This is a genomic window from Halomonas denitrificans, assembly GCA_019800895.1.
Lineage (GTDB): Bacteria > Pseudomonadota > Gammaproteobacteria > Xanthomonadales > Wenzhouxiangellaceae.
Genome location: JAHVKF010000001.1, coordinates 383,848 through 409,162 on the forward strand (window position 1 = coordinate 383,848; position 25,315 = coordinate 409,162).

Below are 25,315 nucleotides of genomic sequence, written 5' to 3' on the forward strand. Positions count from 1 at the left end.
TCTCGACGCCTTGCCATGCGCGCGATGATCCTGGCCGCCGGACGCGGTGCGCGAATGCGCTCGCTGACCCGCGACCGCCCGAAGCCGCTGTTGACCGCCGGCGGGCGGCCGCTGATCGAATGGCAGATCGTGCGGCTGCGCGAGGCCGGCCTGACCGACCTGGTCGTCAACACCGGCTGGCAGGGGGACGCGCTTCGTTCCGCGATCGGCGACGGCGCGCGCCTCGGGGTGTCCGTGCGCTGGTCCGAGGAGGGGTGGCCGGCGCTGGAGACCGCGGGCGGCATCCGGCGTGCCCTTCCGCTGCTCGGCCCGGATCCGTTCCTCGTCGTCAACGCGGACCTCTGGTGCGATTTCGATCCGAGCCGTCTGGGCCCGCTGGAGCCGGGCGCCGATGCCCACCTGGTCCTGGTCGACAACCCGCCCCACAACCCGGACGGCGACTTCGCCCTGGACGGCGGCCGGGTACGCGCCGCCGGCATGCGGAAACGAACCTACAGCGGCATCGGCGTATTCCGGCCCGCCCTCTTCGAACGGCTTCCCGAAGGCGCCCTGCCCCTGCGCCCGGTGCTCGACGCCGCGATCGCGGCCGGGCGCGTCACCGGCGAACACCATCGCGGCACGTGGATGGATATCGGCTCGCCGGAGCGGCTGGCGGAACTGGACGGCATGCTTGGGAAGGAGGAAGGGGCAAGGGACTAGGGGTCAGGGACTGGTAAAACCTCGGAATCGGGCGGTTTTCCGGTCCCTACTGGTCCCCTACCCCTGGTCCCTGGTCCCTGGTCCCTGGTCCCTGGTCCCTGATTTTCCTCCATTCCGGCATGCCGGACTCCCCGGTGATCGACTCGGCGGCATCCCGCAGGGCCGGCTGGGCCTGGAGCAGGGCGTGGAAGATCAGGTGCTGTTCGATCGAGCCGGTCAACGCCTCGGCGCCCGGTCCGGTCGCGTAGACGGGGACATCCTCGCCGCCGTGGGTCGACTGTGACACGCCGAAGACCGCCTCCTGCTTGTAGTCCGGATCCCTCGGCTCGCCGGGTGCCAGGTCGGGGCGCGGCCCCGGTCGATAGCCGGGGCCGTTGATGTAGTTGAGCGTCGTGAAGGGCTTGCCGTCGATATCACGCGCCAGGCGCGGGGGCTCGCCGGCCGGGCCGGGGCCGTGGGTCCGGCCCAGGATCGGGTTGCCACGCCCTCCGTAGCCACCGAAGGTGAGCGCATGGCCGTGATCGGCGGTGACCACGACCAGGGTCTCGGCGCGATCGACGCGATCGAGCACCGCGGCGACGGCCTCGGACAGCAGGATCGTCTCGTCGAGCGCGCGGAAGGCGTTGCCTTCATGGTGGGCGTGATCGATGCGGGCGCTTTCGACCACGAGCACGAAGCCGCCGGGCTGGCCTTCCCCGCCGTCGCGTTCCCCGGGGGTGCCCGCGGTCCGCTGCCGAAGCAGGTCCAGCGCGCGGACGGTCATCTCGACCAGCGACGGCTCGCCGGCGCCGTCGTCGGCGCGGTCGTGTCGGTAGCGCATGTGCGATCGATCGAACAGGCCGAGGACCGGGCCGTCCGGCGCCTCGGGAAGCGCCTCGAATTGCTCGCGGTTCCAGATGAAGCGACCGTTCGGGAACCGCGCCTGCCAGCGCTCGGTCAGGTCGACGCCGTCCTGTCGACGTCCGCGCCGATCCGGATACTCCGGGTCGAAGGCCTCGGCCGGCAGGAACCCCGACCGGCCGCCCCCGAACACCACGTCGAACCAGCCGTCGACGTCGTAGTCCACGAGCTGCCGGGCGATGTCTCGGCAACCGAGCTCCCGGGCCGTCGGCGACAGACCGCTGTCGTCCTCCCAGCGCCGCTCGGGCGACTTGGCGTACAGCGCGGCGGGCGTCGCGTGGGTGATTCGCGAATTGGTGACGATCCCGGTCGCGAGACCGGCCCGCCGGGCGAGGTCGAGCAGCGAGACGCGCTCGCGCCCGGTGGCCGAGCCGCAGTCCGAACGCTCGGCGCGCTGGTCCACGGCGATGCCGCCGGCGAAGGTTTTCACCCCCGTGGCCATGGCGGTCATGGTCCCGGCCGAGTCGGGCGTCTGCTGGTTGGTGTTGTAGGTCTTGGCCAGCGCCAGGAATTCGAACGCCTCGAACGCCAGCGAGTGCTCCTCGCCCGGTCCGCCGGCCCGCTGACCGGCCAGGATGCGCGCCGCGCTGATCGTGGCCAGGCTCATTCCGTCGCCGACGAACAGCACCAGGTTGCGCGCCGTGCCCGCCCCTGCTCGTTCGCGCCGTCGCGCGATTTCGGCCTGCCCGCTGCGGTACCAGCGGCCAGGTGTCTCGGTGATCCGCTCCGCCGTAACGGCCGCAGCCGCGCGCGCCGGCGTTGTCGACGGTGCATCGGCCAGCGCCGCGCCACCGGAGAGCAGGATGGCCGCGAACACGGCCCGGGTCGAAGGTCGGTCGAGAATCATGGCGTGGATTGTAGGCGGGCCCGGATGACGACCGGGTGTCGCGTGCACCCCGTCGACGCGATGATCAGTTCGAAGCCGACTTCAGCCGCTCCATGCATGCATCCATGTGGTCCGACAGGCGCTCCAGCACTGCCGCGTCCTCGTCGTTCCAGGACTGCTCGACGGCCTGGTCGAGGGCCGCATCCAGCGTGTCGCGCCAGCGCCCCTCGGCCGCCACCAGTCGCTCGCCCAGCGACGTTCCGTCGGCACCGAGCAGATCGGCCGAGGCCTGGACCCACGCCCGGTCGGGGTCGCCGGCACTGGGCAGGACGCCCCGCGCGCGAAGCCGGTCCGCCAGTTGCTCCAGACACGCCGCGCGAGCCTCCACGACCCGCCCCAGCGCGTCGGCCAACCCGGCGGGCGGCGCGCCGTCCTCCAGCAGCTCCCGGTACCGTTCCAGCAATTCGGCACCGCGAGCGTGGACTTCCATCAGGCAGGCCTCGTCGTCATCACGGATCAGGCTCATCGGGCATCCTCCTTCGATGTCTTCTGCGACGGGGGCTGCGGCGGCGACTCGTGCTCGTCCGGGTCTTGCTCCGCCGCCTCGAAGGCGCCCGTCCCGGGGCCGCGGATCACGGTCAGCGCGCCGGCCTCGAGCTCGACCTCGACCGGGGTCTCGCCGATGTCCTCGCCATCGGCGGTCGCCGCCATCGGTTTCTTGGCCGTCAGGCTCACGCGCCGGCACCGTTGATGGACGACCCGGGGCGAGCGAACTCGCTCTGGCCCAAGCAACCGGACGGCGACGAGCGTCCAGGCAAGTCGCAGTGGGTGATCGGCACGAACCGCATAGACCTCGAAGGCGCCGTCGTCGACCACGGCCTCCGGCACGCGATTGCCGCCGCCGTAGAAAGCGCCGTTGGCCACCGCGATCTCCAGCCAGCGGCCGCCGAAGACCCGGTCATCGCAGCGCAACCGGCCCCGGGTGCCGCGGTGTTCGCGCCAGCGCTCGACCAGGCGGCGGGCGTAGCTGAAAGCGCCGAACCACTTCTTGTCCCGGTCGTCCACCGCGCGGCTGGCCTCGGCGCCCAGCCCCATGTGGGCCACGTTGATGAACGAGCGGCGCCCGCTCGTGGCCTCGATGCGGCCCAGGTCGACGACCTCCCGGCGGTCGTCGACCACGGCCCGGCAGGCCTCGTCCGGATCGCCGGACAGGCCCAGGCTGCGGGCGAAGTCATTGGCCGTTCCCGAAGGCAGCACGGCCAGCACGGCCCCGGCGCGGGCGCAGGCTCCGGCCACCGCCTGGACCGTTCCGTCACCACCGGCCGCCAGCACGCGGTCGTCGCGTTCGATCGCCGCGCCGTCCAGACCGCCCGGATCGATCGTCTCGTCGACCTCCAGGTCCGCGTCCCGCAGCCGTTCCAGCCAGAAGTCGACTCCGCGATCGCCGTCGCCCGCAGCCGGATTGCCCACCAACCAGGTCGTCATGGAATCTCGAACCGTCGCACACCAGCCTTCAAGGTACCCGATGCAGCGGTCGCCCGGGGTACCCTTCGACATCGAGGCTCCGCCGCCCGATGGACGACCGAAGACAAGGACCGCCATCGGCTCCGGTGCACGATGCGGCGCCGGGGAGACGACGAGCCGCGGTTCCGGCCCACCCGGCGACGCCCGCCCCGCCAACCCGAGGAACGCAGCGATGAACCCCGTACTGGCCCGCGTGGTCGAACTGCTCGAACTCGAGCGCCTCGAGGACAACCTGTTCCGGGGCCGCAGTCACGATATCGGATCGCCTCAGGTCTTCGGTGGGCAGATTCTCGGCCAGGCGCTGTCGGCCGCCCACCGAACGGTCGACGACCGCGCGCCCCATTCGCTGCACGCGTACTTCCTGCGGCCGGGTGATTTCAACCGACCCGTGGTCTACCAGGTCGAGCGGTCGCGCGACGGCCGAAGTTATTCGAACCGGCGCGTGGTCGCACTGCAGCATGGTCGCCCGATCCTCAACCTCGCCGCGTCGTTCAAGCGTGCCGAGGACGGCCCCTCGCACCAGATCGACATGCCGGACGTCGAAGGACCGGACGGCCTGAGCGAACTGGTCGACATCAATCGATCGATGCTCGACCGCGTGCCCGAGAAGATGCGGCGCTTCCTGGCCCACGAGCCGCCCTTCGAGTTCCGGCCGGTCGAGCCTCCGAAGCTGATCGACCCCTCGGAACGCCCGCCCCGCAAGCATCTCTGGATGCGGGCGTGGAGCCGGCTTCCCGATGACCCGGAGATCCATCGCACGCTTCTGACCTACGTGTCCGACTACGAACTGCTGGGCACGGCGACGCTCCCCCATCGGCTCCCCTTCGGCGAGAAGACGGTGCAGATGGCCAGCCTCGACCATGGCATGTGGTTCCACCGCCCGTTCCGCGTGGACGACTGGTTGCTCTACGCCTTCGACAGCCCGTCGTCCGGCGACGGACGCGGCTTCAATCGTGGCCAGATCTTCGCCCGCGACGGCACGCTGGTGGCCTCGACGGTCCAGGAAGGCGTGATCCGGGTATGGGAGTGAAGCGCGCCAGGATTCTGGGGAAAGGGACCAGGGGAACGAGACGGGTAAAACCCTCGCTACGATCGCACTAGCCCCTAGTCCCTGATCCCTTTCCCCTCGTTCCCGAGCCCCTCCACCGTCACGTTCCGCCCCGCGGAGATGTCCGTCGCGTCGGCCGGCTCGATGGAGATCCTGACATCCGCCTCGCGCAGCATGCCGCGGCCGCGCTCGGGCCATTCGACCAGCAGCAGCGAATCGGCGCCGATCAGATCGTCCAGGCCGAGGAAGTCGAGTTCCTCGGGGTCGGTCAGGCGATAGAGATCGAGGTGGTGGACCGTGACGTCGGTGAGGTCGTAGCTCTCGACCAGGCCGTAGGTCGGGCTCTTGACCCGGCCCTGGTAGCCGAGCCCCCGCAGCACGCCGCGAACCAACGTGGTCTTGCCCGCGCCGAGGTCGCCGGAGAGCCAGACCTGCACCCCGGGCGCGAGGCGGGTGGCCAGGGTCTCGCCCAGCGCGAGCATCGCCGGCTCGCCGACCGGGCGGTGGGTCTCCGATTCCGGGTTCATCGCGGGAGAACGCGGTGGAGTCCGTCGATGACCTGCCCGGCCAGGACCTGGCGCCGACCCCCGGCCGCGACCTCGGCGGCGCGTGCGTGCAGCACCGTACCCGCGCGCGCCGCATCGAACGGCGCCAGGCCCTGTCCGAGAAGACTCGCAAGAATCCCGGTGAGCGCGTCCCCCATGCCGGCGGTGGCCATCGCCGGCGTGCCGAAGGGGCACACGGCCAGGCGGCCGTCCGGCGCGGCGGTCAGGGTTCCGAAGCCCTTCAGGACGACCACGGCGTGATAGCGCCCGGCCAGTTCGCGAGCGGCCGCGAAGCGATCCCTCTGAACCTCCTGGCTGTCGACGCCGAGGAGGCGCGCCGCCTCGCCCGGGTGCGGGGTCAGGATCCAGCCATCGCGCTCCAGGCGGCGGCCGTCACGGCCCTCGGCCAGGCGGTTGAGGCCGTCGGCATCCAGCACCAGCGGCGTATCGCGCCGGACCAGTCGATCCCAGACCGCCCGCGACCAGTCGCTCCGACCCAGGCCCGGGCCCAGCGCGATGACGTCCGCGCGTTCGGCCAGCGAATCGAGCCGATCGCCGTCCTCGGCGTCGGCCCACATCGCCTCCGGCAGGCCCGAGGCCATGACCGGTGCGTGCGCCGCCCGGGTCGCGACCGACACCAGGCCGGAGCCCGCCTCCAGCGCGGCGCGGGCGGCGAGCAGCGCGGCGCCGGGCATCCCGTGGTCGCCGCCGCAGACCAGCACGTGGCCCAGATCGCCCTTGTGGGTCGAGGCCCGCCGCGGGGTCAGCCAGCGCGCGGCGACGTCGGCGTCCAGCCGCTCGGCGTCCGGCTCGGTCGCATCGAAGGCCTGCTCGGGAACATCCAGCGGGGCCAGCACGAGCTCTCCGGTCCAGTCCCCCGCCGAGCCGGTCAGCAGGCCCCGCTTCATCGCGATGAAGGTCACGGTCACGTCGGCGCGAACGGCCACACCCATGGGCTGACCGGTATCGGCATTCAGTCCCGAGGGCACATCCAGCGCCAGCACCGCGGCCGGGGACTCGTTGATCGCCCGCAGGGATGCGGCGATGTCGTCGCGAACCGCCCGGTCCAGCCCGGTGCCGAGCACCGCGTCGACCACGAGGTCGGCGCCGTCCAGTGTCCCGCCCAGTGCTTCGGCGGCGTGGATCGCACCGCCGGACCGACGCCAGGCCGCGCACGCGTTCGCGGCCTCGCCGCTCAAGCCATCGGGATTCGCCAGAGCGACCAGGTCGACGGCGAGGCCGGCGGCCCGGGCGTGCCAGGCCACGACATAGCCATCGCCGCCATTGTTGCCGCCGCCGCAGACCACCACGATCCGACCCGCCTTCGGAAATCGCTCGCGGAGCGCTTCGAAGGCCGCGCGGCCCGCGCGCTCCATCAGTTCCGGACCCGGGATTCCCAGCTCGTCGATCGCGCGTGCGTCGATCGCTCGGGCCTGCTCGGCCCGATATACTCCGTCGGCATGTCGCATGGCTCCGATTATAAGAACGAATCGCCGCTCGACGCGGCGCGACTCGTGTCCGACCTCCGCGAATGGGGCCGCTCGCTCGGATTCCAGAAGATCGGCATCAGCGACATCGATCTCGCGGCCGACGAGCGCCGCCTCGAGGCCTGGCTCGCGGACGGCCGGCACGGCGAGATGGAGTGGATGGCGCGGCACGGCCACAAGCGCTCCCGGCCGGAGCAACTGGTCCCCGGCACCCGCTCGGTCATCGTCGCGCGGATGGACTACCTGCCCGAATCCGCGACCGACCCGCTCGAGCTGGCCGAGCGCGGCGATCGCGCGTGCATCTCGCGCTATGCGCTGGGACGCGACTACCACAAGATCCTGCGCGCCCGGCTGAAGTCCCTGGCCGGCCGGATCGAAGAACGGATCGGTCCCTTCGGTTACCGGGTGTTCACCGATTCCGCCCCCGTGCTGGAAAAGCCGCTCGCCGCCAAGGCCGGGCTGGGTTGGATCGGCAAGCACACCAACCTGCTCGACCGCCATGCGGGCAGCTGGTTCTTTCTCGGCGAGATCTACACCGATCTCGCCCTGCCGGCCGACGAGCCGGTGCGCGATCACTGCGGCTCCTGCCGACGCTGCATCGACGTCTGCCCGACCGACGCGATCACCGCGCCCTACCAGCTCGATGCGCGGCGATGCATCTCGTACCTGACGATCGAACTGAAGGGCGCGATCCCGGTGGAGTTCCGCCGCGCGATCGGCAACCGCGTCTACGGCTGCGACGATTGCCAGGCGGTCTGCCCGTGGAACCGCTACGCGGACTTCACCGGCGAACGCGACTTCACGCCCCGTGAGGGCCTGGATGCGCCGAAGCTCGTCGACCTGTTCGCCTGGAGCGAGCAGGAGTTCCTCGACCGGACCCGGGGCAGCGCGATCCGGCGGATCGGCCACGAACGCTGGCTGCGGAATCTCGCCGTCGGCCTCGGCAATGCGCCGACCTCGCCCGAGGTGCTCGAGGCGCTGCGCGCCCGCGCGGACCACCCTTCGGCGCTGGTCCGGGAGCACGTGGCCTGGGCGCTGGCCCAGCACGGCGTGCCGGGCAGGGGAAAGGGGAACGGGAAAAGGGGAGCGGAAACGCGTGGAGCCTAGAGCGGTCCCGTCGTTTCCCGTCCCACCCCCTGCCTTTCACTCGCCCCTCGTCCCTCTCCCCTCTTCCCTGCCGTTCAGAGCCTGATCCCGACCCCGATGCCGAACTGCGTCTGTGGCCGCGGGTCGCGGACCGGCCAGAGCTCGACCTGGCGGGCATCGATCACCGGCTGCTCGATGTCGAACTCGCCGACCGTGCGCGTCTCCACCGTCGTGAAGCGCCCGAGCGCGGTCAGCAACCGGCCCGGCGCATAGTTGACCGGTTCCAGGAACCCGGGATAGCGAACGACGAAGCGCACACCGCCCTCGGCCGACGCGCGCGGCCGGTCGGCGCGGTCCAGGGGCAGCGCCAGGATTTCGAGTTCGGTCACGTCCGAGGCGTTGACGACGCCGACGATGCGACCGCCCCACAGCACCCGTTCACCGGGCGCGATCTCTCCGCGAAGCGCGTCTGCAGGCCCCTTCGCAACGACCGGGCCGGCGCCGGAGAAGGGGCTGGTCGCACAGCCGGCGGCCAGCAGCACGACGGCCAGCAGGGCTGGCAGCAGGAGCCGCGTCCGCGCGGCGCGGATCGGGGACTCCGGGCGTGACCGAGGCACTGTTGTAGACCGGAAGCTGCGTGAAACGGTCGCGATCGACGAAGGCAGCGAAAACGGGCGAATCGGGCGGTCGATGAAGTTCATTCCGGCGCTCCGGTACGGGATGCCTTCATCCTGCCAGATCACGGCGGGCCGCGGAACCACCGCTGGGGTCGCAAACGTCAGGGTGTTATCCTGTGGGGTCATCTACTTCAACGACAGGATTTTTGTCATGCAAGCAACGTCCGATACCGTGGTCTCGATCGACTACACCCTGACCGACAACGACGGTGAGGTGATCGACACCTCGGAAGGTCGCGAACCGCTGGCCTACCTGCACGGCCACGGCAACATCATTCCGGGCCTGGAGAAGGCACTGGAAGGAAAGAGCGAAGGCGACGAACTCGAGGTCAAGGTCGAGCCCGAAGAAGGCTACGGCCCGCATCGCCAGGAACTCGTCCAGACCGTTTCGATGGAAGCGTTCGCCGGGATCGACAAGGTCGAGCCGGGCATGAAATTCAACGCGGAATCGGCCCAGGGCCCGCTGGTCGTCACGGTCACCAAGATCGAAGGCGAGCAGGTCACGATCGACGCCAACCACGACCTGGCCGGCAAGGAACTGAACTTCGCCGTCACCGTTCGCGATATCCGCGAAGCCACCGACGCCGAGAAGGAAGCGGGCCAGGTCACCGGCTGACCCCGCCCTTGCGGCAGGCGCGGGTCGCTCGACCGTAGACCGATCGAGGTCGACCGCTGCGCCGAAGTTCGACGAGAACGCCGGGCCCCGCCCGGCGTTTTTCGTTGCAGCAGGCGCTCACGGCGAGTCCGGGCCGGGTCCGGCGCGAACGCGCACCAGACGGGTGGGCGTCAGGATTTTCCGCTGAAGGACCGGATGCGGCGCCGCTGCCGCTTGTCCGGGCGACGTCCGGGATCGACGTTACCGGCCAGGCGCCGCTGTTCGGCACGCTGCTCGCGTGCCGCGATGCTCGCCTCCGTCTCGGCGTAGAGCTCGCGCGCCTGCGGCGCCGGGCCGCGCCGTTCGGACAACGCGCGCACGTCGACCACGAAGACCGTTTCGCCGCGGGTGATGGTCAGGCGATCCCCGACGGAAATCGACCGGGCCGGCTTGCAGCTCCGACCGTCGACCTGCACGTGACCGCCCCTGACCGCCGCCTGGGCGAGCGATCGGGTCTTGAAGAAGCGTGCCGCCCACAGCCACTTGTCGATACGAACCGAGTCCATCCTCCCAAGGCTAGCAGGCTGCGCCCGCCCGGCGCGTCAGCGCAGCACGCCGGCGGCGGCCATCCTGCGCGCGTAGACCAGCAGGAAGACACCGACCACGAAGATCACCGCCGAGAAGATCGCGCCCCCGGCGCCCATGATCTCGATGCCGTCGCTGAGGAACAGCGTGTAGATGCTGCCGACGATCATGCCGACCAGCGAGAGCGCGAACAAGGCCACCGCCCACCGCCGGCGCAGCAGCAGCGCCACCGAGCCGAACAGCGCACCCCAGACGCCGACGGCCCAGAACACGGTGAAGAACAGCGGCAGGTCATAGAAATACGCCAGCTGCGCTTCCGTGAACATGTTCATGTAGAACTCCAGCCGCAGCTTCGTGGCCAGGTAATCGAACGCTCCCATGGCGTTCCACAGCAGCGACAGGATGCCGACGATCCAAAGATGCATCGGCGTGCGAGCATTGACCTGGTGCATGACTCCCTCCTCGATGGTCGAGCGAACGTGGTGCCGGTCCCAATCGTGACACAACACCGAAGGCCGGGCCAGTGGCGGCGACGATGGCGTCCCGCGCGGGTCCCCGGCGGTCAAGCTGCGGGCGCGTCGGCGTCCGCTACGACGACCCGATTTCGCCCGGCCCGCTTGGCCCGGATCAAGGCACGGTCCGCCCGGTCGATCAACGCCTCGGCCGAATCTCCCGCCGCCCAGCCGGCCACACCGATGCTCAGCGTCGGCGAAGCGACCGGATTTTCGTTTCCGGGCAGGTCGATCCGGTCGGATTCGAAGGTCGCGCGCAGCACGTCCAGCCGACGCCCGGCATCCGGCGGGTCGACATCCGGCAGGATCACCGTGAACTCTTCTCCACCGTAACGGGCCACGACGCCCGGTGACTCGATCCGTTCGGCGAGCCGTTCGGCGATCGAACGCAGCGCGGCGTCTCCGGCGAGGTGGCCGAACCGGTCGTTGAATTCCTTGAAGTCGTCGACGTCGATCATCGCCAGCGCCACCGATCGACGGGTCAGCGCGGCCTCGCCGAGCTCACGCTCGAGGCGGCTGTCGAGCCACGCGCGGTTGCGGATCCCGGTCAACCGGTCCTGGCTGGAGAGCTGCAGCAACTTCCGGGTCTGATGAACGCAGGCCAGGGCGAGCAGGGTCATCGCGGCGATCAGGATCAGCCGCGACATCTGGTCGCCCCAGCTGTGGAACCCGTACAGGAACGGCGCCCAGGACGCATCGTTGAGGTCGCCGAAGCTCACTGCAGCCGCGATGATCGCGCCGTACTGGACCAGCGCCAGTCCGCCGGCGAACAGGCAGACGCGGCGGTCGCCGCGCAGCGCGGTCGCAGCGATCGAGAGCAGGTAGAGCTCGTAGACCACCCGGCTGTTGATCGCCACGTGCGGAAGGCCCTGAACCAGGAACAGCGCAAGCACGAGGGAAATGGACGTGATGTCGAAGGCGGCCGACAGGAAGCGCCAGCGGACCGCCGCACCATCGCGCCGAACCTTGTGCAGCAGCACCACGGCAAAGACCAGCGCCACGGAGGCCATTGCGCCGCCGGTGACCACTTCCTCGATCCGCGCCCCGCTCAGCCATGCGATCGGCGGCATCAGCACGATCAGGCTGACCACGACGAGCCGGATCCTTGCCACCAGCACCTCGCCGATCGCGCCGGCCTCCAGCATGAGTTCGTCGGGCGGATCGAGGAGGCGCCGGATCGCTCCGGTCCACCGTTCCTTCGTCCTGCCTCGTCGCATCGGGATCAGGCCAGTTCGCGGATGCTGGTCGGCAGCGGCACCGATTCACCGCTGGTCTTGTCGATCCACACCAGCGTCACGGCGGCGTCCGCGAATCGCGTCGGCTGCGCGTCGTTGTCCTGCGGCACCGACCGGATCTCGCTGTGCAACTTGATGCTCGAACGGCCCGGCGATTCCGGCCGGAGGGTCACTTCGAGGCGCTCGGGCCAGTGGATGGGCCGTCGGTAATTGATGTTGACGTTGGCCACCACCGGACCGGTATCGCCGTCCTGCCAGTGGCACGGCACGCTGTCCATCCAGAGGCTTCGGCACTGCTCGAGATAGGCCAGGAACACCGCGTTGTTGACGTGGCCGAAGGAGTCGACGTCGCCCCAGCGAACGTCGAGTTCGATGCTGAAATCCGACATGGTTCCAACCCCTTGCAGTCGATTCGATGAGCCGCCGACCCCGGAGACCGGGCGGCCGAACCTACAGTGTACTCGTGCGCGGGCCGGCCGAGGCCCCGGCCGTCAGGCCAACTTGCGCCGCCGCCGCTTGATGCCCGGCATCTCGGCCAGGTAGCGGCCCGTCCAGGACCCCTCTTCGGCGGCGATCTGCTCGGGCGTGCCCGTGGCCAGGATCGTGCCGCCGCGCACGCCGCCTTCGGGGCCGAGGTCGATGATCCAGTCCGCGGTCTTGATCACGTCGAGGTTGTGCTCGATCACCACCACCGTGTTGCCTTCGTCGCGCAGCCGATGCAGCACGCTCAGGAGCTGCTTGATGTCGTGGAAATGAAGGCCGGTGGTGGGTTCGTCGAGGATGTACAGGGTGTTGCCGGTATCGCGCTTGGACAGCTCGCGCGCGAGCTTGATCCGCTGCGCTTCACCGCCAGACAGCGTGACCGCGGACTGGCCCAGGGTGATGTAGGACAGGCCGACGTCCATCAGCGTCTGCAGCTTGCGGGCCACGGCCGGCACGGCGTCGAAGAACGGCAGCGCGTCCTCGACCGTCATCTCGAGCACCTCGTGGATGGTCTTGCCCTTGTAGTGGACCGTCAGCGTCTCGCGGTTGTAGCGCTTGCCGTGGCAGACGTCGCAGGGCACGAAGATGTCGGGCAGGAAATGCATTTCGACCCGGACCATGCCGTCGCCCTGGCAGGCCTCGCAGCGGCCGCCCTTGACGTTGAACGAGAATCGTCCGGGCTTGTAGCCTCGCGACCGGGCCTCACCGGTGCCGGCGAACAGCTCGCGGATCGGCGTGAACAGGCCCGTGTAGGTGGCCGGGTTCGACCTCGGCGTGCGGCCGATCGGGCTCTGGTCGATGTCGACCACCTTGTCGAACAGGTCCAGCCCCGAATGCCGGACGTACGGCGCCGGATTCTCGGACGCGCCGTTGAGCTCGCGCGCCATCAGCTTGTAGAGCGTGTCGTTGATCAGCGTCGACTTGCCCGATCCGGACACGCCGGTCACGCACACGAACAGGCCGGCCGGAATTTCCAGGTCGACGTTCTTGAGGTTGTTGCCGGTCGCGCCGTCGAGGCGGAAGATCCGCTTCGCCTTCGGCTTGGTCCGCTTCTTCGGCACCTCGATTTCCCGGCGGCCGCTCAGGTAGTCGCCGGTCAGCGAGTCCTCGCAGGTCTCGATGCCGTCGGGCGGGCCCGAATACACGATCTGCCCGCCGTGCACTCCCGGCCCCGGCCCGATGTCGACGATGTGGTCGGCCGAGCGGATCGCGTCCTCGTCGTGCTCGACGACGATGACCGTGTTGCCGAGATCGCGCAGGCGGGTCAGCGTCTCCAGCAGGCGCGAATTGTCCCGCTGGTGCAGGCCGATCGACGGCTCGTCGAGTACGTACATCACGCCGACCAGCCCCGCGCCGATCTGGCTGGCCAGCCGGATTCGCTGGGCCTCGCCGCCCGATAGCGTATCGGCCTGGCGATCCAGCGTGAGGTAGTCCAGCCCGACGTTGACGAGAAACTGCAGGCGTTCACGCACTTCCTTGAGGATTCTCCCGGCGATCTCGCCGCGCCAGCCGTCCAGGTCCAGTTCGTCGAAGAAGGTCAGGCACTGCTCAACCGACCAGGCCGATACTTCCGGCAGCGATCGCTCGGCAATGAAGACGTTGCGGGCCGCGGCATTGAGGCGCTGGCCGCCGCACTCCGGGCACGCCTGCTCGGAGATGTAGCGCGACAGTTCTTCGCGCACGACCCGCGAATCCGTCTCGCGGTAGCGCCGCTCGAGGTTCGGGATCACCCCGACGAACGGGTGCTTGCGGGTCTGGCTGCCGCCGTCGGCGAAGTACCGGAAGGCGATCTTGTCGCTCCCCGAACCGTGCAGGATCACGTCCTGCACCGCGTCCGGAAGTTCGCCGAACGGCGTCTCCGGGTCGAAGTCGTAGTGTCGACCCAGCGACTGGATCATCTGGAAATAGTAGGCGTTGCGGCGATCCCAGCCGCGCACGGCGCCGCCGGCGAGGCTCAACTCCGGATTGCCCACGACTCGATTCGGGTCGAAGAACTGCTTGTGACCGAGGCCGTCGCAGGCGGGACAGGCGCCGTTCGGGTTGTTGAACGAAAACATCCGCGGCTCGAGCTCCGGCAGGCTGTAGTCGCAGACCGGGCAGGCAAAGCGGGCCGAGAACAGCAGTTCGCCCAGTTCGCTGTCCGCATCCATCGGAGCGACCACGGCAATGCCGTCGGTCAGGGCGAGCGCGGTCTCCATGCTCTCGGCCAGTCGCTGGGCGAGGTCGTCGCGAACCTTGAACCGGTCGACCACGGCCTCGATCGTGTGCTTCTTGCGCAGCTCGAGCGTCGGCATTCCGTCGTCGAGGTCGACGACGCGGCCGTTGACCCGAGCGCGGATGAACCCCTGCGCGCGGAGTTCCTGGAGCAGGTTGGCGTGCTCGCCCTTGCGGTTCCTGACCACCGGTGCGAGCAGCATCATGCGGGTCCCCTCGGGCAGGTTGAGCACCGTGTCGACCATCTGGCTGACGGTCTGCGCATCCAGCGTCTCGCCATGCTCGGGGCAGCGCGGCGTCCCCACGCGCGCATACATCAGGCGCAGGTAATCATGGATTTCGGTCACGGTGCCGACGGTCGACCGGGGATTGTGGCTGGCCGCCTTCTGCTCGATCGAGATGGCGGGGCTCAGGCCCTCGATGTGGTCGAGGTCCGGCTTCTGCATCATCGACAGGAATTGTCGCGCGTAGGCCGACAGGGACTCGACGTAGCGGCGCTGGCCCTCGGCGTAGATGGTGTCGAAGGCCAGCGAGGACTTGCCCGACCCCGACAACCCCGTGAACACGATCAGGCGATCGCGGGGGAGCTCCAGGTCGATATTGGCCAGGTTGTGGGTGCGTGCTCCGCGAAGGGTGATCTTGTCCACGTGGCTCAGGGTCCCGCCGGTCGGCTAAACCAGCAACTATACCCGGTGCGATGAAATACGCGCAAAGGGATGGGTCGCTGCAAGAAGTTCGTCGGCGCTGTGCCGATCCGCTGAGGCACGAGCCGACGCGGCGGCCCGGGCTTGCCGGGGACGGACTCGGTGGACTCGGCGCCGTGGGCCCCGATCAGTGGGCGTCGGGCCGCGCCCATTGCCAGATGCGCATCGGCGGGATGTTGAGCATCACCGAATCCGACCGTTCCGGCGGTCCGAACACCGACCGGGCCAGGCGCGCGACCTCGGATCGGAATTGGTAGGCGACGAACACGCCGGTCTCGGAGAGGCTGTCGCGGACGGCGGCGAGAATGGACGTGCCGAGCTCGCGCGGCATCGTCGAAAACGGAATTCCGGAGACGACCGCGTCGGGCGCGCCCAGGCCGTGCTCGGCCAGGATCGCCGGCAGGTCCGCGGCGCTGCCCGTGTGCGCGATCAACCTCGGATCGCCGATCGCCTCGACGATCTCGGTGAAGCGGGGCTCGAGATCGATGGCCAGCAAGCGTCCGTCGGCCGGCATCGCATCGAGAAGCGCGCGAGTGGTGCCGCCGGTCCCCGGACCCAGTTCGACGACGACGCGGGCACGCTCGAGATTCGCGAACTCGATGATCCGGCGCTCCATGAAGCGCGAGCTCGGGATCACGGAGCCGACCTGGCCGGGATTGCGCAGGAAGCCGCGGAAGAAGTCCATGCTCTTGCGGGCACCGTTGCTGTCCTTGCGTGCTGCCTTGTCCACGGGATCTCCCGGTTGTAGGGTCGTCGGAGGAGTCACTAGCGCGCCGGCCGAGGGGCATCGGTCCGGGTCGCGCACAGGATACCAGTGGCCGGCGGCCCGGCGACGGTGCGGCGTTCGGAATCGGAACGGAACCGGATATTGACCCAGCCTCCGGTTTCCGCTAACATTCCCGCTCTTTAGTCACGCATTTTCTGGAGCGAACCAGCATGTACGCGGTATTCAAAACCGGTGGCAAGCAGTACAAGGCCTCGACCGGCGACGTCGTGCGCGTCGAGAAACTGCCGGCCGAAATGGGTTCCTCGGTCGAGATCGACGAGGTGCTGATGGTCGCCGATGGCGACGACATCCGCGTCGGCGCTCCGACCCTGGAAGGTGGCAAGGTCAAGGCGGAAGTGGTCGCGCACGGTCGCGGCGACAAGGTGCGGATCATCAAGTTCCGCCGGCGCAAGCACTCCATGAAGCAGATGGGTCACCGCCAGTACTACACCGAACTCAAGATCACCGGCATCGAGGGCTGAGCAATGGCACATAAGAAAGCAGGCGGTTCGACACGCAACGGCCGCGACTCGAATCCGAAGTTCCTGGGCGTCAAGCGCTACGGTGGCGAGCAGGTCGACGCGGGCAACATCCTCGTTCGCCAGCGCGGCACCCGCTTCCACGCCGGCGAGGGCGTCGGCGTCGGTCGCGACCACACGCTGTTCGCGCTGATCGACGGCAAGGTCGTGTTCCGCGAGAAGGGCAAGCCCGCGCGGAAATTCGTTTCGATCGAACCGACCGAATAAGGTCGTCGATCAATCCGGATCCGGAAGAGCCGGCCCTGCGCCGGCTTTTTCGTGCGCTATCGTTGTCATCTGCATCGTTGCAGCACGCCCGGGGCAGGTCACCGAGGGACGCCGATGAAATTCGTCGATGAAGCCACGATCGAAGTCCGTGCCGGCCGCGGCGGCCACGGCTGCGTCAGTTTCCGGCGCGAGAAGTACATCCCGAAGGGCGGGCCGGACGGCGGGGACGGCGGGGACGGCGGCAACGTCTGGCTGGAAGCCGATTCGGGCCTGAACACGCTGGTCGACTTTCGCCACGCCCGACTCTTCCAGGCCCGCAACGGCCAACCGGGCGCGGGCCGCCAGAAGACCGGCAAGTCGGCCGAGGACGTGATCGTACGGGTCCCCCTGGGCACCCAGGTCCGGGCGACCGAGACCGGCGAGCTGATCGGTGACCTGACCGAGCCCGGCCAGCGCTTGCTGGTCGCGCGCGGCGGCGTCGGCGGCCGCGGCAACATCCATTTCAAGTCCTCGGTCAACCGGACCCCGCGCCAGTTCTCCGAGGGCACGCCCGGCGAGGAGCGCGGTCTGCAGCTGGAGCTCAAGGTACTGGCCGATGTCGGCCTGCTCGGCTTCCCCAACGCCGGCAAGTCGACGTTCATCCGCGCCGTGTCCAAGGCGCGGCCGAAGGTGGCGGACTACCCCTTCACCACGCTCCACCCGAACCTGGGCGTCGTTTCCCTGGAGCCCGGCCGAAGCTTCGTGATCGCCGACATCCCCGGCCTGATCGAGGGTGCGGCCGAAGGCGCAGGCCTCGGTCACCGCTTCCTGAAGCACCTCGGTCGGACCGGCTTGCTCCTGCACCTGGTCGAGATCGATCCGCTCGACAGCAGCGACCCGGCCGACCAGGTGCGGGCGCTGGAAGCCGAGCTGGCGCGTTACGACGAGGCGCTGGCCGGCAAACCGCGCTGGCTGGTGGTCACGAAGCTCGACCAGCGCGCCGAGGACGACCGCGACGCGGCCGTGGCCGACCTGGTCGATCGGCTACGTTGGGACGGCCCGGCCTTCGGCATCTCGTCGCTCAGCGGCGACGGACTGAAGTCGCTGGTCCAGGAGATGGCCCGCCACATTCTGGACCGTGAAGACGACGCATCGCCCGCCCACGACCCTGCCAGCAGGCCTGGCGACGATTCTCGCGACGATTCTCGCGACAATCGTGGCGACAAGCCCGACGACCAGCCGAACATCGATCCGGCGGAACCTTGAGGCGGCGATCGACTCCAACGGCCTGACCGGCGGCCGGAGCGCCGGTCCCGGATTTCCGCCGCCCAAGGAGCATTCGATGCCGACGCCCGCCCCCTCTTCCACCGCCCTGTTCCAACGACCGGTCGCACGTCGGGCCACCCCGACGACCGCCGGCCCGATGATGACCTTCGGCCTGATCGCGGCCGCCCTGCTCCTTGCCGTGCCGGCCGCATCGGCCGCAGTCGAATCGGTAACGGTCTATCCCGATCGCGCCAGCGTGACCCGCGTGGTCACGGAACGGGTCGGTCCCGCCCAGGCCGAACTCGTCATCGACGACCTGCCGGTCGGTCTGGATCGCGACAGTCTCCGCGTCGGTGCCACCGGCCCCGAAGGCCTCCGGATCGGCGCGCTGGACTTCGACATCGTCCGCGGCAGCGAACGGGTCAATCCCGCCGCACGCGACCTGACGGAACGCATCGAAGCGCTCGAGGCCGAACGCGCCGGTGTCGCCGACCGCATTGCCGCCCGCGACCTCCAGCTCAACCTCCTGCAGCGCGTGGTCGCGCCGTCGGGCGACAACGCGCCCGATCCGGCCGACCTGCTCGCCCAGCTCGACCGGATCGGCGAGCAGGCCGATCGCGTCTACGCCGAGCGGCGCGAACTGCTCGAACGACAAGCCGCGCTGAGCGAAGACATCGAGCGCCTGCAGCGCCAGCTTGCCGATCTCGGCAACCAGCAGCAGGACCGGCTCGAACTGCGCATCGCGCTCGACGCGCCGAACGCCGGCTCGGCCCGCTTCACGATCGACTACACGGTCGGCGGCGCCTCGTGGCGCCCGGTCTACGAATGGCAACTGGATACGCGGGCCGGCGACCTGACCCTGGTCCAGTCCGCCGAGGTCCGCCAGGCCACCGGAGAAGACTGGTCGGGCGCCCGGGTCGCGGTTTCGCTGGCCCGGCCGTCCAGCGGCGGGGCCCTGCCGCAACTCTACCCCTGGTGGATCGATGTCGCCCAGCCGGCCCCGCAGGCGCTCCGTTCACGCAACGCGGCCGAGTCCGCCGCCGACGTCGCCCGCTTCGCCGAGTCGCCGGCGCCGGGCAAGGCCGCCGGTCACGCACAGGCCGAACTCGCGGGCCCGGCCCTGACCCAGCGTTACGACCTTCCCGGCCGGGTCGCGATTCCGTCGGACAACCAGCCGCACCGGTTCCGGCTCGACGAGCGCACCCTCGAGGCCGAGCTCGCCGCTCGGGCGGTGCCGAGCCGCCAGCCGGCGGCGTGGACCTTCGTCGAGGCCGAGTGGACCGGCGACGCGGCGCTGCCGCCGGGGCCGGTCCAGCTGTTCCAGGACGGCGCCTCGATGGGCCGGGCCGGTTTCCCGGGCGCCGCGCCGGGCGCGATCATCGAATCGAGCTTCGGCGTCGACGACCGGATCGAGATCGACTACGACCTGGTCCGCCAGGAGCGCGAGGTCACCGGGCTGTTGAGCAAGACGGTCAGGGAACTGCGCGAACACCGGATCACGATCACCAATCGGCACGCCCGCCCCGTTTCCCTGACGGTGCTGGATCAGTTGCCGGTCTCGCGCGACGAGCGGATCGAAATCCGCCTGACCGATCGCAGCACGGCACCGGATCGCCGCGACGTCGACGACCAGCCGGGCAGAATCGCCTGGGACCTCGAGCTGGCGCCCGGTCAGACGCGGGAACTGGTGCTCGGCGTGGTCGTTTCCTGGCCCGAGGACCTGCCCGGCATCATGGGCTGGTAGGCGACCCCTCGGAGAGGTCCCGCTCCGCTGCGGTGGACGCCGAGGCGACCCGGGGACCGCTGCTATACTCACGCCCGACGGTCGGCCCCGGCCGTCGGGCGACGTGCACTGGACCGGGACTCGATGCCTCCGACTCCGCAACAACCCACGCGACGGGGACGGCTCACGCCCAAGCGTCGGAAGCGCATCGACGCGCTGCTCGACAGCTTGCTCGACCTCGATCCGACGGCTCGCACCGAGCGCCTCGAGGCCCTTGGCCGGCGCTGCCCCCGCATCCACGCCCACGTCGTCCGGCTGGTCGAAGCCTCGACCGCGCCGACCGACTATCTCCAGACCCTGTTCGAGCGGATGCGCGGAAGCGCGCTCCCCGACGACGCCCCCGAATGCAGCCTGCCGATCGGTACCCGGATCGGCGGCTGGCGCCTGCTCGAACCCGCCGGCGCCGGCGGTATGGGCCTGGTCTACCGGGCCGAGCGCGCCGATGGTGCGTTCGAGATGCAGGTCGCGCTGAAACTGATCCGCCGGCTCGAGCCGGCCCTGGTCCGGCAGCTCGAGATCGAGCGTCGCCTTCTGGCCCGCCTGGACCACCCGAACGTCGCCCGGCTGATCGACGGCGGCGTGACCGACGAGGGCTGGGCCTGGCTGGCGATGGAATGGATCGACGGCGCCGATCTCGGCGACTGGATCGGTACGCAGCCCGGGATCCGCGAACGGCTGAAGACCTTTGCCGAGCTGGCCGATGCCGTGGCCCAGGCCCATCGCCGCCGGATCGTCCACGGCGACATCAAGCCGTCGAACGTGCGCGTGGCAAGCGACGGCCGCGCCCGGCTGCTCGACTTCGGTGTCGCGCGCCTGCTCGGCGACGACGCCGACGACGGCCTGGCCGCGCTGACCCCGGCCTTCGCCGCGCCGGAGCAGAAGCGGGGCGAACCGGCCACGCCCCAGGCCGACGTCTTCGCATTGGGCGCCCTGCTCTACTGGCTGCTGACCCGCCGCACCCCGGCCGAGGACGACGCCGACGTCCGCCAGGATCGGCTGCGGGCCGTCCATCCGCGGGGGCGGGAGCTGGCCGCCCTGGTCGCGACCGCCACCGCCGATGACCCGGACGCGCGCTACGACGGGGTGAACGGTTTGCTGCGGGATCTCGAGGCATTCCGAACGTTCCGTCCCCTGAGCGCGATGCCGGCGAAGCGGGGCTACGTGATGGCCCGCTTCGTCCGGCGCAACCGGGCCGGCGTCACGCTGGCGGGGTTGTGCCTGTTGCTGATGATCGCCGGCGTCGCCGGCATCGCCTGGCAGGGACGGATCGCGATCGAGCAGCGCGACCGTGCCGAGGTCGAGGCCGCCACCGCCGAGCGCGTCACGGACTTCCTGGTCGGCCTGTTCGAACAGGCCGATCCCGAACGGGCCCGCGGCCGCGAACTCACCGCGCGCGAGCTCGTCGCGCTCGGCACGGAGCGGATCGACGAACTGGACGCCCAGCCACGCGTGCAGACCCGGGTCCTCGGCACGCTGGGGCGGGTGCACCGGGCCCTGGGAGACTACGAGGCCGCCGAGCCCCTGCTGCGCCGCGCGCTGGCACTGGCCGACGCCACCCCGGGCGCCACGGCGGTCCAGCGCGCCGAACTTCGCGTTCGCCTCGGCGACCTGCTGAGCGCGGCCGGCCGCTATCCCGAGGCGCGCGAACGGACCGAAGAGGCCCTCGAGCTCCTGCCGCCGGGGCCGGGGCCGGAGCGCGCCGACACGCTCAACAACCTGGGCAACATCGCCTACGCCGAGGGCGACTTCGCCGCCAGCCAGGCTTACTACGAAGAGGCCCTGTCCATCCACCGGACGATCGACGCGGGCGGCGAAGGCGAAGCCCTGGTGCTGCTCAATCTCGGCTCCGTGTTCGCGATCCGCGACCAGCTCCAGCAGGCGCGCGATCATTTCCAGCAGGCCTGGACGATGCGCCTGGAGCTGCTCGGCGAAGAACACCCGGATACGGCCGATGCGCTCTATCGCGTCGCCGATTCGCAGATGTCGATGGGCGAACTCGACGCCGCGGAAGAAACCTACCTCCGCGTGCTCGACCGCTACCGGACCATCTACGGAGATCGCCACCCGCGCACGGCGTGGCTGCTCCACTCGATCGGCATCCTCAAGTGGCGGCAGGGCGATCTCTACGCGGCCGAACCGTACTGGTCCGAGGCCCTGGCGATCCGGCGCGAGGTGCTCGACCCGATGCACCCCGACATCGGCGCCAGCCTGAACGCGATGACCTTCGTGATGCGCGACCAGGGCCGCCTGGCCGAAGCCCGGGAGGTGCTGCAGGAGGTCCTGGCGATCGCCCGGACCCGGTTCGGCGAATCGCATTACGCCGTGGCCTCGACGCTGCACAACCTCGGCATCCTGGCGCTGGAGATGGGCCGTCCGGACGAGGCCGAAGCGCGCCTGGACGCCGCCTACGCGATGCGCCGGGAGCTGCTCGGCGACATCCACTCCGAGGTGGCCAATTCGCAGGAAGGCCTGGCCCGCCTCGCCCGCGCCCGTGGCGACATCGAGTCGGCACGCGAATGGGCCCGACGAGCGCTGGCCACCTTCGCCGAAGTCCACGGCCGGGACGACCACCCGGAGGCCGCACGCACCCGGGCACTGCTTGCCGACCTCGACGACGCGGAATCCGATGGCTGAACCTCCCGCGCGTCTGACTCCGGCTCGCCGTCGCCTGCTTGACCGGCTGTTCGACGAACTGCTCGACCTCGGCGACAGTGCGCGCCGGAGTCGACTGGACCGGCTCGCGCACAGTCACCCCCGCCTGCACGCCCATCTCGCCCGCCTGGCCGCTGCGGCCGACCCGGACGACGATGAATTCATGACCGCGTTCGGCCGCGTCGGCGCCGCCGCACTGGCGTCGCTCGATGCCTGCGACGAGCCGATGGCCGGAGGGACACGCGTCGGCGACTGGCGATTGCTCGAGACGGTCGGTCGCGGCGGCATGGGCCAGGTCTACCGGGCCGAGCGCGCCGACGGCGCCTTCGAGATGCAGGCCGCGATCAAGTTCATCCGCACCTCGACCAACCGGCGTCTCGCCGAGCGCCTCGCCGTCGAGCGCCAACTCCTCGCACGGCTCGATCACCCCGGCATCGCTCGCCTGATCGACGGCGGCACGCTCGACGACGGCCAGGGCTACCTGGTCATGGAGTGGATCGAAGGCCGCGACCTGACCGACTGCCGCGACGAACTGCTCGCCGATCCCATGGAAACGCTGCGCCGCTTCGCCGACCTGAGCAGCGCCGTGGCCCACGCCCACCAGCGGCGAGTCGTCCACGGCGACATCAAGCCGGCCAACGTCCGGATGACCGCCGATGGCCGGATGCGGCTGCTCGACTTCGGGGTCGCGCGCCTGGTCACCGACGACGTCGAGCATGGCGGCCTGGCGGCGCTCACCCCGGCGTTCTCGGCGCCGGAGCAGCTGGCCGGCGAGCCCGCCTCCACCCAGTCCGATCTCTACGCCCTCGGCGCACTGCTGCGCTGGCTGCTGACGGGCCGACCGGGCCGGGCCGACGCACCTCCCGCCCGGAGCGAGCTGCCGGCCCCGAGACCCGGGGCACTGCAGGCGATCCTCGACCGGGCGATGCGCGCCGATCCCGCCGAACGGTACCGTTCGGTGCCCGAGTTCACCGACGACCTGCTCGCCCTGCTCGAGAACCGCCCGGTCCGCGCCAGGCGCACGGGCGCCCTGGCCCGCTTCTGGCTGTGGTCCCGTCGCCACCGGCTGGCCGCGGCGCTGCTCGGCCTGACCGCTGCGAGCGTCGTGATCGCGTCGCTGGGTCTGGCCTGGCAGTCCGAACAGGTCCGGGAACAGCGCGACGCGGCGCTGTACGAGGCCGAGCGGCTCGCCCTGTTGCGCGAGCAGATGGTGCTGCTGTTTCGGGAAGCGGGACGGCAGGCGGAGGATCGACCCGACGACGGTCCCGGCCCCATCGGCAACGGCATGCGCGGCGCGACCGGCGACAACCCGCGCGGCCTGCTCGCCGACTCCGCCGCCCTGGCCCAACGACTCTATGCCGGGGACGCCGAAACGCGCGCGGCGATGCAGGCGTTCCTGGGCGAGATCTACATCGCGCTGGACGACTTCGAAGCCGCCGAGCCCCTGCTCGAAGCGGTCCTGGCCGACGGCGGCGCAGAAACCGACCGCGTCACCGCGTTCGTCGAGGCGGACCTGGCCCAGATCCGCCTGCGCCAGGGGCGATCGGAGGAAGCGCTGGCATTGGCGGACCAGGCCCTGGATCGCCTGCGCGCACACTCGAGCTCGTCCAGCGTGGCCTATGTCGCCGACACGCTGCAGATCCGGGGCCAGGCGCTGCGCGGCCTGGGGCGCTGGGACGCGGCGATCGATGCGCTGCGGGAAGCCCATCGTCTGGCGCGAACCCTCCCCGGCCCGTCCCGGCTGCGCGCAACCACCGCCAACAACCTCGGCACGACGCTGATCTACCTGGGCCGCAATGCCGACGCGCTGCCCTACCTGGAGCGGTCACTGGCCAACTGGCGCGGCCTCGACCGCGCCGACAGCCCCGGCGCGTTGACGGTGATGGGCAACCTGGCCGGCCTGCGCCATCAGCGCGGAGACCTCGCCGACGCCGAGGCGCTGTATCGCGAAACGCTGCGCCGGCGCATCGAGCGCTACGGCGATTCGGGCGCGCTGGCCGCCATGCACCTGAACCTCGGCAGCCTCCTGGTCCTGACCGGCCGGATCGACGAAGGCGAGCGGCACATCGCCGAGGGCCTGGCCATGATCGAACGCTTCGAGGGCCGCGACAGCGTCAGCTACACGCGCGGCTTGCAGGCCCGTGCGCGGTTGGACCGGGAAGCGGGCCGCTTCGCGCGCGCCCGGGAAGAGATCGGCCGCGTGGTGGAACGCTTCGCCGACCAGGTCGGCCCGGACCACCTGTTCACCTCCATCGCGCGGATGGACCAGGCACTGACCGATGCCGTCGCCGGCGAAGCGGGCGGACTGGAAGCGCTGGACCGCGCCCTCCAGGCCCTCGAGCGAGGCGGAGCGAGCACCGCACGCTTCCGGGCCGAGGCACGATGCCACGAGGCGGCACTGCGCATCGAACGCGGCCTCGACGGCGCCGGCGAAGCGGCCGCCGAATGCGAGCGAATCTATGTCGAGGAGGTGGAAGTCAGCGAATGGCGTGGCGCCGAGGCCCGCCTGCTGCGCGCGGTGGCCGAGAACCGGCCGGCGACGCAGGCCCTGTTGCGCGACCTGGATACGGTCGCACGAACGCTCGGCCCGACCCATGGTCGAACCGAGCGTCTCAGGATCGGATTGCTCGGGTCAGCGGCAAGACGCCCCTGACCGGGCCGGCGTCAGAGCGCGCGGATGTGCGCGTTGAGGCGCGACTTGTGCCGCGCGGCCTTGTTGGCCGGCATGATGCCCTTGGACACGGACTTGTCGATGGCGGGAACCGCCGCCTTGTACGCGGCTTCGGCTGCGGCCTTGTCGCCGGCCTTGACCGCGTTGACGACCTTCTTGATCATGGTACGAACGTACGACCGCTGGGCCGCGTTGTTCTGACGATTCCGCTCCGACTGGCGGACGCGCTTGCGCGCTGATGCACTATTGGCCACGAACTGCTCCTAATCTCGCGAATTCCGGTTGTTCGATTGATGAATCTCGGTCGATCGTTGACGTCCGACGGCTCGATG

Annotated in this window: 23 protein-coding genes; 10 read left to right on the forward strand and 13 right to left on the reverse strand. The window is 70.1% G+C overall.

Features of this window, described 5'->3' with window-relative positions; genetic code table 11:
• Positions 1–15: 15 nt before the first annotated feature.
• A complete protein-coding gene (locus KUV67_01685; GenBank protein ID MBY6203578.1) occupies positions 16–699 on the forward strand; it encodes a nucleotidyltransferase family protein in 684 nt (227 codons plus the stop codon).
• A 46-nt stretch (positions 700–745) separates the two neighbouring features.
• Here KUV67_01685 and KUV67_01690 read toward each other — a convergent pair whose 3' ends face one another.
• From KUV67_01690 to KUV67_01700, 3 genes are all read right to left on the reverse strand, one after another.
• Positions 746–2,446, reverse strand: a complete 1,701-nt coding sequence (locus tag KUV67_01690; GenBank protein ID MBY6203579.1) for an alkaline phosphatase — start codon at positions 2,444–2,446, stop codon at positions 746–748.
• Between the two features lie 64 nt (positions 2,447–2,510).
• The gene (locus KUV67_01695; protein MBY6203580.1) at positions 2,511–2,951 is read right to left on the reverse strand and encodes a hypothetical protein; all 441 of its coding nucleotides are present in this window, start codon (positions 2,949–2,951) and stop codon (positions 2,511–2,513) included.
• On the reverse strand, positions 2,948–3,910 hold the full coding sequence (locus tag KUV67_01700; protein MBY6203581.1) for a diacylglycerol kinase family lipid kinase: 963 nt from the start codon (positions 3,908–3,910) through the stop codon (positions 2,948–2,950). Before KUV67_01700 ends, KUV67_01695 begins: the two co-directional genes overlap by 4 nt.
• Positions 3,911–4,121: 211 nt before the next feature.
• Here KUV67_01700 and KUV67_01705 point away from each other — a divergent pair, with 211 nt between their 5' ends.
• Complete coding sequence (locus KUV67_01705; GenBank protein ID MBY6203582.1) at positions 4,122–4,979, forward strand: acyl-CoA thioesterase II; 858 nt, start codon at positions 4,122–4,124, stop codon at positions 4,977–4,979.
• A gap of 74 nt (positions 4,980–5,053) precedes the next feature.
• On the opposite strand, the gene tsaE is transcribed toward KUV67_01705, so the two are convergent.
• Positions 5,054–5,479, reverse strand: a complete 426-nt coding sequence (gene tsaE / locus KUV67_01710) for a tRNA (adenosine(37)-N6)-threonylcarbamoyltransferase complex ATPase subunit type 1 TsaE (GenBank protein MBY6203583.1) — start codon at positions 5,477–5,479, stop codon at positions 5,054–5,056.
• 41 nt (positions 5,480–5,520) lie between these two features.
• Positions 5,521–7,011, reverse strand: coding sequence for an NAD(P)H-hydrate dehydratase (locus KUV67_01715; protein MBY6203584.1), 1,491 nt, complete (start codon positions 7,009–7,011; stop codon positions 5,521–5,523).
• On the opposite strand from KUV67_01715, the gene queG reads away from it, so the two are divergent.
• Positions 7,003–8,136: a tRNA epoxyqueuosine(34) reductase QueG gene (gene queG / locus KUV67_01720; protein ID MBY6203585.1), complete on the forward strand. Its 1,134-nt coding sequence runs from the start codon at positions 7,003–7,005 to the stop codon at positions 8,134–8,136. The two genes, KUV67_01715 and queG, sit on opposite strands and share 9 nt — an antisense overlap.
• A gap of 74 nt (positions 8,137–8,210) precedes the next feature.
• On the opposite strand, the gene KUV67_01725 is transcribed toward queG, so the two are convergent.
• Positions 8,211–8,816, reverse strand: coding sequence for a Slp family lipoprotein (locus KUV67_01725; GenBank protein ID MBY6203586.1), 606 nt, complete (start codon positions 8,814–8,816; stop codon positions 8,211–8,213).
• 127 nt (positions 8,817–8,943) lie between these two features.
• Between KUV67_01725 and KUV67_01730 the strand changes: the two genes are divergently transcribed.
• Positions 8,944–9,408, forward strand: coding sequence for a peptidylprolyl isomerase (locus KUV67_01730; protein ID MBY6203587.1), 465 nt, complete (start codon positions 8,944–8,946; stop codon positions 9,406–9,408).
• Between the two features lie 170 nt (positions 9,409–9,578).
• On the opposite strand, the gene KUV67_01735 is transcribed toward KUV67_01730, so the two are convergent.
• The 6 genes from KUV67_01735 to KUV67_01760 form a co-directional block, all read right to left on the reverse strand.
• A complete protein-coding gene (locus KUV67_01735) occupies positions 9,579–9,953 on the reverse strand; it encodes an RNA-binding S4 domain-containing protein (GenBank protein ID MBY6203588.1) in 375 nt (124 codons plus the stop codon).
• Between the two features lie 36 nt (positions 9,954–9,989).
• On the reverse strand, positions 9,990–10,424 hold the full coding sequence (locus KUV67_01740; GenBank protein ID MBY6203589.1) for a hypothetical protein: 435 nt from the start codon (positions 10,422–10,424) through the stop codon (positions 9,990–9,992).
• A 110-nt stretch (positions 10,425–10,534) separates the two neighbouring features.
• On the reverse strand, positions 10,535–11,701 hold the full coding sequence (locus KUV67_01745; GenBank protein MBY6203590.1) for a GGDEF domain-containing protein: 1,167 nt from the start codon (positions 11,699–11,701) through the stop codon (positions 10,535–10,537).
• A 5-nt stretch (positions 11,702–11,706) separates the two neighbouring features.
• Complete coding sequence (locus tag KUV67_01750; GenBank protein MBY6203591.1) at positions 11,707–12,108, reverse strand: acyl-CoA thioesterase; 402 nt, start codon at positions 12,106–12,108, stop codon at positions 11,707–11,709.
• A gap of 102 nt (positions 12,109–12,210) precedes the next feature.
• Positions 12,211–15,063, reverse strand: a complete 2,853-nt coding sequence (gene uvrA, locus KUV67_01755; protein ID MBY6203592.1) for an excinuclease ABC subunit UvrA — start codon at positions 15,061–15,063, stop codon at positions 12,211–12,213.
• Positions 15,064–15,247: 184 nt separating this feature from the next.
• A complete protein-coding gene (locus KUV67_01760) occupies positions 15,248–15,850 on the reverse strand; it encodes a hypothetical protein (protein ID MBY6203593.1) in 603 nt (200 codons plus the stop codon).
• A gap of 206 nt (positions 15,851–16,056) precedes the next feature.
• On the opposite strand from KUV67_01760, the gene rplU reads away from it, so the two are divergent.
• From rplU to KUV67_01790, 6 genes are all read left to right on the forward strand, one after another.
• Complete coding sequence (gene rplU, locus KUV67_01765; protein ID MBY6203594.1) at positions 16,057–16,368, forward strand: 50S ribosomal protein L21; 312 nt, start codon at positions 16,057–16,059, stop codon at positions 16,366–16,368.
• A gap of 3 nt (positions 16,369–16,371) precedes the next feature.
• The gene (gene rpmA, locus KUV67_01770) at positions 16,372–16,632 is read left to right on the forward strand and encodes a 50S ribosomal protein L27 (GenBank protein ID MBY6203595.1); all 261 of its coding nucleotides are present in this window, start codon (positions 16,372–16,374) and stop codon (positions 16,630–16,632) included.
• 114 nt (positions 16,633–16,746) lie between these two features.
• Complete coding sequence (gene obgE, locus KUV67_01775; GenBank protein MBY6203596.1) at positions 16,747–17,877, forward strand: GTPase ObgE; 1,131 nt, start codon at positions 16,747–16,749, stop codon at positions 17,875–17,877.
• Between the two features lie 76 nt (positions 17,878–17,953).
• Entirely contained in the window at positions 17,954–19,621 is a 1,668-nt protein-coding gene (locus KUV67_01780; protein ID MBY6203597.1) for a mucoidy inhibitor MuiA family protein, read from the forward strand.
• 123 nt (positions 19,622–19,744) lie between these two features.
• Positions 19,745–22,294 carry a serine/threonine-protein kinase gene (locus KUV67_01785; GenBank protein MBY6203598.1) on the forward strand — a complete coding sequence of 850 codons (2,550 nt, stop codon included), beginning with the start codon at positions 19,745–19,747 and terminating at the stop codon, positions 22,292–22,294.
• The gene (locus tag KUV67_01790) at positions 22,287–24,965 is read left to right on the forward strand and encodes a serine/threonine-protein kinase (GenBank protein MBY6203599.1); all 2,679 of its coding nucleotides are present in this window, start codon (positions 22,287–22,289) and stop codon (positions 24,963–24,965) included. Before KUV67_01785 ends, KUV67_01790 begins: the two co-directional genes overlap by 8 nt.
• 11 nt (positions 24,966–24,976) lie before the next feature.
• Here the strand turns inward: KUV67_01790 and rpsT are convergent, their stop codons facing one another.
• On the reverse strand, positions 24,977–25,237 hold the full coding sequence (gene rpsT / locus KUV67_01795; GenBank protein MBY6203600.1) for a 30S ribosomal protein S20: 261 nt from the start codon (positions 25,235–25,237) through the stop codon (positions 24,977–24,979).
• Between the last annotated feature and the right edge of the window lie 78 nt (positions 25,238–25,315).

Excerpts from the sequence above, each read along its gene's own strand:
- rpmA (MBY6203595.1), top strand. The coding sequence starts at position 16,372 with ATGGCACATAAGAAAGCAGGCGGTTCGACACGCAACGGCCGCGACTCG.
- queG (MBY6203585.1), top strand. The coding sequence starts at position 7,003 with ATGTCGCATGGCTCCGATTATAAGAACGAATCGCCGCTCGACGCGGCG.
- KUV67_01725 (MBY6203586.1), bottom strand. The coding sequence starts at position 8,816 with ATGAACTTCATCGACCGCCCGATTCGCCCGTTTTCGCTGCCTTCGTCG.
- KUV67_01685 (MBY6203578.1), top strand. The coding sequence starts at position 16 with ATGCGCGCGATGATCCTGGCCGCCGGACGCGGTGCGCGAATGCGCTCG.
- KUV67_01780 (MBY6203597.1), top strand. The coding sequence starts at position 17,954 with ATGCCGACGCCCGCCCCCTCTTCCACCGCCCTGTTCCAACGACCGGTC.
- KUV67_01695 (MBY6203580.1), bottom strand. The coding sequence starts at position 2,951 with ATGAGCCTGATCCGTGATGACGACGAGGCCTGCCTGATGGAAGTCCAC.
- KUV67_01735 (MBY6203588.1), bottom strand. The coding sequence starts at position 9,953 with ATGGACTCGGTTCGTATCGACAAGTGGCTGTGGGCGGCACGCTTCTTC.
- rplU (MBY6203594.1), top strand. The coding sequence starts at position 16,057 with ATGTACGCGGTATTCAAAACCGGTGGCAAGCAGTACAAGGCCTCGACC.
- tsaE (MBY6203583.1), bottom strand. The coding sequence starts at position 5,479 with ATGCTCGCGCTGGGCGAGACCCTGGCCACCCGCCTCGCGCCCGGGGTG.
- KUV67_01790 (MBY6203599.1), top strand. The coding sequence starts at position 22,287 with ATGGCTGAACCTCCCGCGCGTCTGACTCCGGCTCGCCGTCGCCTGCTT.
- KUV67_01750 (MBY6203591.1), bottom strand. The coding sequence starts at position 12,108 with ATGTCGGATTTCAGCATCGAACTCGACGTTCGCTGGGGCGACGTCGAC.
- KUV67_01690 (MBY6203579.1), bottom strand. The coding sequence starts at position 2,446 with ATGATTCTCGACCGACCTTCGACCCGGGCCGTGTTCGCGGCCATCCTG.
- obgE (MBY6203596.1), top strand. The coding sequence starts at position 16,747 with ATGAAATTCGTCGATGAAGCCACGATCGAAGTCCGTGCCGGCCGCGGC.
- KUV67_01785 (MBY6203598.1), top strand. The coding sequence starts at position 19,745 with ATGCCTCCGACTCCGCAACAACCCACGCGACGGGGACGGCTCACGCCC.
- KUV67_01740 (MBY6203589.1), bottom strand. The coding sequence starts at position 10,424 with ATGCACCAGGTCAATGCTCGCACGCCGATGCATCTTTGGATCGTCGGC.
- KUV67_01705 (MBY6203582.1), top strand. The coding sequence starts at position 4,122 with ATGAACCCCGTACTGGCCCGCGTGGTCGAACTGCTCGAACTCGAGCGC.
- KUV67_01745 (MBY6203590.1), bottom strand. The coding sequence starts at position 11,701 with ATGCGACGAGGCAGGACGAAGGAACGGTGGACCGGAGCGATCCGGCGC.
- KUV67_01730 (MBY6203587.1), top strand. The coding sequence starts at position 8,944 with ATGCAAGCAACGTCCGATACCGTGGTCTCGATCGACTACACCCTGACC.
- KUV67_01700 (MBY6203581.1), bottom strand. The coding sequence starts at position 3,910 with ATGACGACCTGGTTGGTGGGCAATCCGGCTGCGGGCGACGGCGATCGC.
- KUV67_01715 (MBY6203584.1), bottom strand. The coding sequence starts at position 7,011 with ATGCGACATGCCGACGGAGTATATCGGGCCGAGCAGGCCCGAGCGATC.